This is a genomic window from Pseudomonas sp. B40(2017) (assembly GCF_002112855.1).
In the GTDB taxonomy this organism is placed as follows: domain Bacteria; phylum Pseudomonadota; class Gammaproteobacteria; order Pseudomonadales; family Pseudomonadaceae; genus Aquipseudomonas; species Aquipseudomonas pharyngis.
Map to the genome: position 1 here is coordinate 71,931 of NZ_NEIT01000013.1, position 6,122 is coordinate 78,052.

Here is a 6,122-nt window from a genome sequence, read left to right on the forward strand (position 1 = left end):
AATCGCGAGCAGGCTCGCTCCCACAGGTTTTTTGCTGATTGGAAGATTTACTTCTTCGCGACAATCACCGCCCGCATCGGCGCCGGCAGTCCTTCGATCGTCTTGCTGTGATCCTCAGGATCAAGGAAATCGCTCAGCGACTGATACTTCATCCACTCGGTCCCGCGCTGTTCTTCAACGGTGGTGGTGCTGACATCCACGCATTTCACATCGGTGAAACCGGCACGACGCAACCACAATTCCAGCGCCGGCACCGACGGCAGGAACCACACGTTACGCATCTGCGCATAACGGTCTTCCGGCACCAGCACCTGATGCTTGTCGCCCTCGACCACCAGCGTTTCCAGCACCAGTTCGCCACCCTTCACCAGGCAATCTTTCAGCGCCAGCAAATGCTCGATAGGCGAGCGGCGGTGATAGAAAACACCCATGGAAAACACCGTGTCGAAGCCTTCGAGGTTTGGCGGCAGGTCTTCGAACGGGAAGGGCAAGTGCCAGGCATTCGGCTCTGACAGATAACGCTGCACCGCCTGGAACTGGCAGAAGAACAGCCAGTTCGGATCGACGCCAATCACGCTGTCGGCGCCGGCACCGAGCATGCGCCACATGTAGTAGCCGTTACCGCAACCGACATCGAGGATGCGTTTGCCCTTCAGATCCAGATGCGGGGAGACCCGCGACCACTTCCAGTCCGAGCGCCATTCGGTGTCGACGTGCACGCCGAACAGATCGAACGGCCCCTTGCGCCACGGCGACAGGCCCATCAGCGCAGTGCGCATTTGTGCACGGGTTTCATTGTCGCAATCGGTATCGAGTTTCAAACCGTTGAGCAAGTCGACTTCGGTCGGCTGGATCTTTGGCAGGGCATCCAGCGCACTTTGCCAGCGCTCCAGATCGCCGTGGCCCTTCTCCATTTTCTTGTCGAGCTGCACTTGCAGGGTGCTGGCCCATTCGGCCAGCGGCGTGCCGGCCAGACGGCGGGCGAGGGGGGACAGATCAATCATGGCAAGGCAATCAACGAGGCAAAGTTAAGACACTGGAACCACGGCACGACTTTCGAGAACCCGGCGGCCAGCAGGCGTTCGCGGTGTTCTTCGAGGCTGTCGGGCTTCATGACGTTTTCGATGGCGCTGCGCTTCTGGGCGATTTCCAGTTCGCTGTAACCGTTGGCGCGCTTGAACGCGACGTGCAGATCGGTCAGCAGCGCATGTTCTTCGGCATCGTTGAAGCGCAGCTTCTCCGACAGAATCAGCGCGCCGCCCGGCAGCAACGATTGGCGGATGCGCGCCAGCAACGCCGTGCGCTGATCCGGGGCAATGAATTGCAGGGTGAAGTTCAGCGCTACCACCGAGGCCGGTTTGAAGTCGAGGGCGAGGATGTCGCCTTCGATCACCTCGACCGGCAGCAACTCCTGGAACATCGAATCCTGACCGTTGAGGTATTCGCGGCAGCGCTCGACCATGGCGGCCGAGTTATCCACCGCGATCACCCGGCAACCGTCGGTGCGCACATGGCGACGCAGGGCTTGGGTCACCGCACCGAGCGATGAGCCGAGGTCGTAGAGCACGCTGTTCGGCTGGGCGAACTGCGCTGCGAGCACACCGAGGTTTTCCACGATGGTCGGATAACCCGGCACCGAGCGCTTGATCATGTCCGGGAACACCCGCACCACGTCTTCGTTGAAGGCGAAGTCAGGCACCTGGGCCATCGGCTGGGCGAAAATGCGATCGGGTTCTTTGCTCACGGCGGTTCCGGCGGTGTCGATGAAAAGGCCGGCATTTTAGCCAAACTGGCGCGCAGATGCGCGGGTTGTCTGATAAACCGCTTTGCAGCGGGTGATCGTTCCCACGCTCCGCGTGGGAATGCATCCCGTGACGCTCTGCGTCACTTACGCAAAGACGCAGCGCGTAGTAACGATCGGTTTCAGAGGTCGGGACGTTTGGTTTGGGAGAACGCCGATGCCGCAATCCCCCACTGCCCCAGCCAGTAACTGAGGATGATGATGTAAGGCGCCGCATTGAACGGTGACACGAACCGGTTGATGCCGATCACGCTATCGGAGAACACGAACGCCACCGCGCCGCCCGCCGCCAGCAACGCCGAACGCTGAGGTACGCCGCTGCCGAGACGGGCCAGGGCGCGCCAGAGCATGGCGCTGATGGCCGTTCCGTAAACGATCACCGGCACGGTCAGCGGCCCCAATCCGCTGGAAATCAGGATGCCCAACAACACGGCGCCCACACTGAGCGCCAGGATCAGCGGCAGCAGGGCCACGCGCCTGCAATCGCTGAGGTAAGCCTTGAGATACGCCAGATGCGCGACCAGAAACGCACCCAGGCCAAACACGAACAAATCCCCCGGCCACGCCAGCAGCACATCGCCGATCAACGAGAAAATCAGACCGAGGCTGATCCAGCGGCGATAGTCGCTGGGCGGCGCATCATGCAACCAGCCAAGCAGGGCCAATACCGGCAACGGTTTGACCAGCAGACACAGCAGCGCCGCATGGGTGCTGAGGCCATAGAGAAAGGTCACGGCGCCCATCAGCGCGAGGATCAGCCAGCCCACAATCAGTTCACCGAGATCGCGCAGTCAAAGGTTTCCACCGGCAACACTTCCGGCGCCCACGGTTGCTGCGAAGTCAGGCGCAGGCGCCCGGTGCCGGGGGCGAAAGCCTGGAAGCGCCAGGTCGAGAGGCCGGCCGCGCCGACCACGCCGGCATCTTCCGGATTGCTGTAGACCTCGGGGCTGAGGGCGCGCAATACGCCGCCGGCGGAATCCTGGATGGCCCAGCGGTAACCGGTGGTGGGGTTGCTCGGGAGCGTGACGATGAGGTTTTGCCCGTTGGTAAGGCGCACCGGGCATTCGCTTTGTTTTTCCACGGTCACGATGGTTTTCGGTTGCGTGGCGCAGGCGGCCAGCAGGGCGAGGGACAGGGGGACAAACAGGCGAAGGGGGGACATGGATTCAGTGGCTCCGGCGTTGGCGACGAACGGCGAGCATAACTGAAGATGAGACAAAGTGTGACAACGCCAGGCTTGGCGTCATTCTTCAGCATCGCCGGCCCTCACCCTAACCCTCTCCCAGAGGGAGAGGGGACCGACCGAGGTGTCTTTTGGGATACATCGACCTGAAAGATCGAGTTGATTACGGATTCAGTGAAGAGCTTTCAGGTCGGCGTATCTCTTAAATATCCCCCACTCGGCTCCCTCTCCCTCCGGGAGAGGGCTGGGGTGAGGGGCTGCGATGCCAGCCCCCCTCAATACCTCAAGACGAAATCAAAAAAGCACCTTCGCCACATCCGCAAACTTCTTGGCGAAATGCACGGTAATGCCTTCCTTCAGGTAGTCCGGCAACTCTTCAAAGTTTCCGCGATTCGGCTCCGGCAGAATCAACTCGAAGATCTTCTGCCGCCGCGCCGCAATCACCTTCTCGCGCACCCCGCCAATCGGCAGGACATGTCCGGTCAGCGTCAGCTCGCCGGTCATCGCCACACCTTTTTTCGGCGGCTGGTTACGGGCGAGGGAGAGCAGGGCGCTGGCCATGGTCACGCCGGCGCTCGGGCCGTCTTTCGGTGTCGCGCCTTCCGGCACGTGCAGGTGGACGAAAGCTTCGTCGAAGAATTTCGGATCGCCGCCGAAGGATTTGAGGTGCGAACTGACGTAGCTGTAGGCGATCTCCGCCGACTCCTTCATCACATCGCCCAGTTGCCCGGTGAGTTTGAAACCGCGATTGAGCGTGTGAATCCGCGTGGCTTCGATCGGCAGGGTCGCGCCGCCCATGCTGGTCCAGGCGAGCCCTGTAATCACACCAGTGCCGGACAGCACTTGCTCGTTACGGAACACCGGATGGCCGAGGGACGCTTCGAGGTCTTTCGGGCCGATCTTGATCACCGCTTTCGGATCCTCGATCAGCTTCATCACCGCTTTGCGCACCAGTTTGCCCATCTGTTTTTCCAGCTGGCGCACGCCGGCCTCACGGGCGTAACCGTCGATCAAAGCCTTGAGGGCGGTGTCGCTGATGCTCAGGCTGCCCTTGGACACACCGGCCTTTTCCAACAGTTTCGGCCACAGGTGACGCTTGGCGATGGCGACTTTTTCTTCGGTGATATAGCCCGACAGGCGAATCACTTCCATCCGGTCCAGCAGCGGGCCGGGGATCGAATCCAATGTGTTGGCGGTGCAGACGAACAAGACTTTCGACAGGTCCATCCGCAGGTCCAGATAGTGGTCGAGGAATTCAACGTTCTGTTCCGGATCAAGCGTTTCCAGCAGCGCCGAGGCCGGGTCGCCCTGGTAGCTCTGGCCCATCTTGTCGATCTCGTCGAGCATGATCACCGGGTTCATCACTTCGACGTCTTTCAGCGCCTGCACCAGTTTGCCCGGCTGCGCGCCGATGTAAGTGCGGCGGTGGCCCTTGATTTCGGCTTCGTCGCGCATGCCGCCGAGGCTGAAGCGGTAGAACGGCCGGCCGAGGGATTCGGCGATGGATTTGCCGACGCTGGTTTTACCCACGCCCGGCGGGCCGACCAGCAGCACGATGGAGCCGCTGATCTCGCCTTTATAGGCACCGACCGCGAGGAATTCGAGGATCCGGTCCTTGATGTCCTCGAGCCCTGCGTGGTGCTTGTCCAGCACCTTGCGCGCGTGCTTGAGGTCGAGCTTGTCCTCGCCGTACACGCCCCACGGCACCGAGGTCGCCCAGTCGAGGTAGTTGCGGGTGACCGCGTATTCCGGCGATCCGGTTTCGAGGATCGACAATTTGTTCATTTCTTCTTCGAGGCGCTTCTGTACCTGCGTCGGCAGGACCTTGCCTTCCAGGCGCTGCTCGAACTGTTCGAGGTCGGCGCTGCGGTCGTCCTTGGTCAGGCCGAGTTCCTGCTGGATGACCTTGAGCTGTTCTTTGAGGAAGAACTCGCGCTGATGCTCGCCGATCTTGCGGTTCACTTCGGCGGAGATTTCTTTCTGCAGGCGCGCGACTTCGACTTCCTTGCGCAGCATCGGCAGGACTTTTTCCATGCGCTTGAGCATCGGTACGCAGTCGAGCACTTCCTGCAGCTCATTACCTGTCGCCGATGTGAGGGCGGCGGCGAAGTCGGTCAGCGGCGACGGATCGTTGGGGCTGAAGCGGTTGAGGTAGTTCTTCAGCTCTTCGCTGTACAGCGGGTTGAGCGGTAGCAGTTCCTTGATCGCGTTGATCAGCGCCATGCCGTAGGCCTTGACCTCGTCGGTCGGCTCGGTGGGCTGGTGCGGGTATTCGACTTCCACCAGATACGGCGGGCGATGGTGCTTGAGCCAGGTCTTGATGCGTACGCGGCTCAGGCCTTGGGCGACAAATTGCAGTTTGCCGTTTTCGCGGCTGGCGTGGTGCACCTTGACCAGGGTGCCGTATTGCGGCAACGCCTTGGTGTCGAAGTGGCGCGGGTCTTCCTGGGGCGTGTCCATGAAGAACAGGGCCAGGGAGTGGTGTTCGGATTTGCTGACCAGTTCGAGGGTTTCGGCCCAGGGTTCTTCGTTGACGATGACCGGCAGGACCTGGGCCGGGAAGAACGGGCGGTTGTGGATCGGAATGATGTAGACCTTGTCCGGCAGGTTCTGGCCGGGCAGGGCCAGGCCTTTGCCGGGGACGTGGTGTTCGATGTGTTCGGCGTCGGTTTCGGTGATGTCGTCGGGGTTCTCGGGGAATTCTTGCTGGTCGCTCATGGGGCACCTGCGCAATTGGGTATGGCTGTTAGATGGGGCAGGGTTTGGGTGGTTTCAATGGGGGTGGGTGTTTCTGCTTGTGTGTTCAGGGTTTTGACAGGGTTTTGGGGTTGGGCTTGGCGGCCTTTGGGCCGGCCATGCTGGGGATTTATCGAGTACATATCCGTTTCTTCGGGTGCGCCCGCTGGCGGTTTCGCCCTTACGGCGAGTTCCTTTGGCAAACGCCCCAAAGGAACCAAAGGTCTAGGCCCCTGCGTTCGGCGCCTCGCTGTGGCTCGGCGTCCCTTCGTTCCGGGATTCATCCGGGGGCATCGCCTACGGTTTGCTTCGCTGCACCTCCTCTCGATGTGTTTGGCTTCGCCAAACGGTCGCTGCGCTCCCACCCCCGGATAAATCCCTCCACTCAGCCTTCCGATGTCG

At 61.3% G+C, this 6,122-nt stretch carries 5 protein-coding genes; all 5 read right to left on the bottom strand.

What is annotated here, in order from left to right:
* Positions 1-47: 47 nt before the first annotated feature.
* The 5 genes from cmoB to lon all read right to left on the bottom strand — a co-directional run bounded on the left by cmoB (position 48) and on the right by lon (position 5,702).
* A complete protein-coding gene (gene cmoB / locus CAF76_RS28255; protein WP_085649325.1) occupies positions 48-1,004 on the bottom strand; it encodes a tRNA 5-methoxyuridine(34)/uridine 5-oxyacetic acid(34) synthase CmoB in 957 nt (318 codons plus the stop codon).
* The gene (gene cmoA, locus CAF76_RS28260) at positions 1,001-1,708 is read right to left on the bottom strand and encodes a carboxy-S-adenosyl-L-methionine synthase CmoA (protein ID WP_236191106.1); all 708 of its coding nucleotides are present in this window, start codon (positions 1,706-1,708) and stop codon (positions 1,001-1,003) included. The genes cmoB and cmoA overlap by 4 nt, the downstream gene beginning before the upstream one ends.
* Positions 1,709-1,923: 215 nt before the next feature.
* Complete coding sequence (locus tag CAF76_RS28265) at positions 1,924-2,568, bottom strand: lysoplasmalogenase (protein WP_178076211.1); 645 nt, start codon at positions 2,566-2,568, stop codon at positions 1,924-1,926.
* 2 nt (positions 2,569-2,570) lie between these two features.
* On the bottom strand, positions 2,571-2,963 hold the full coding sequence (locus CAF76_RS28270; RefSeq protein WP_085649323.1) for a protease inhibitor I42 family protein: 393 nt from the start codon (positions 2,961-2,963) through the stop codon (positions 2,571-2,573).
* 315 nt (positions 2,964-3,278) lie between these two features.
* Positions 3,279-5,702, bottom strand: coding sequence for an endopeptidase La (lon, locus tag CAF76_RS28275; protein WP_085610905.1), 2,424 nt, complete (start codon positions 5,700-5,702; stop codon positions 3,279-3,281).
* Positions 5,703-6,122: the final 420 nt, after the last annotated feature.

Bases quoted from the DNA above. Each gene is read 5' to 3' on its own strand.
- cmoB (WP_085649325.1), bottom strand. From the start codon at position 1,004: ATGATTGATCTGTCCCCCCTCGCCCGCCGTCTGGCCGGCACGCCGCTG.
- cmoA (WP_236191106.1), bottom strand. From the start codon at position 1,708: ATGGCCCAGGTGCCTGACTTCGCCTTCAACGAAGACGTGGTGCGGGTG.
- CAF76_RS28270 (WP_085649323.1), bottom strand. From the start codon at position 2,963: ATGTCCCCCCTTCGCCTGTTTGTCCCCCTGTCCCTCGCCCTGCTGGCC.
- lon (WP_085610905.1), bottom strand. From the start codon at position 5,702: ATGAGCGACCAGCAAGAATTCCCCGAGAACCCCGACGACATCACCGAA.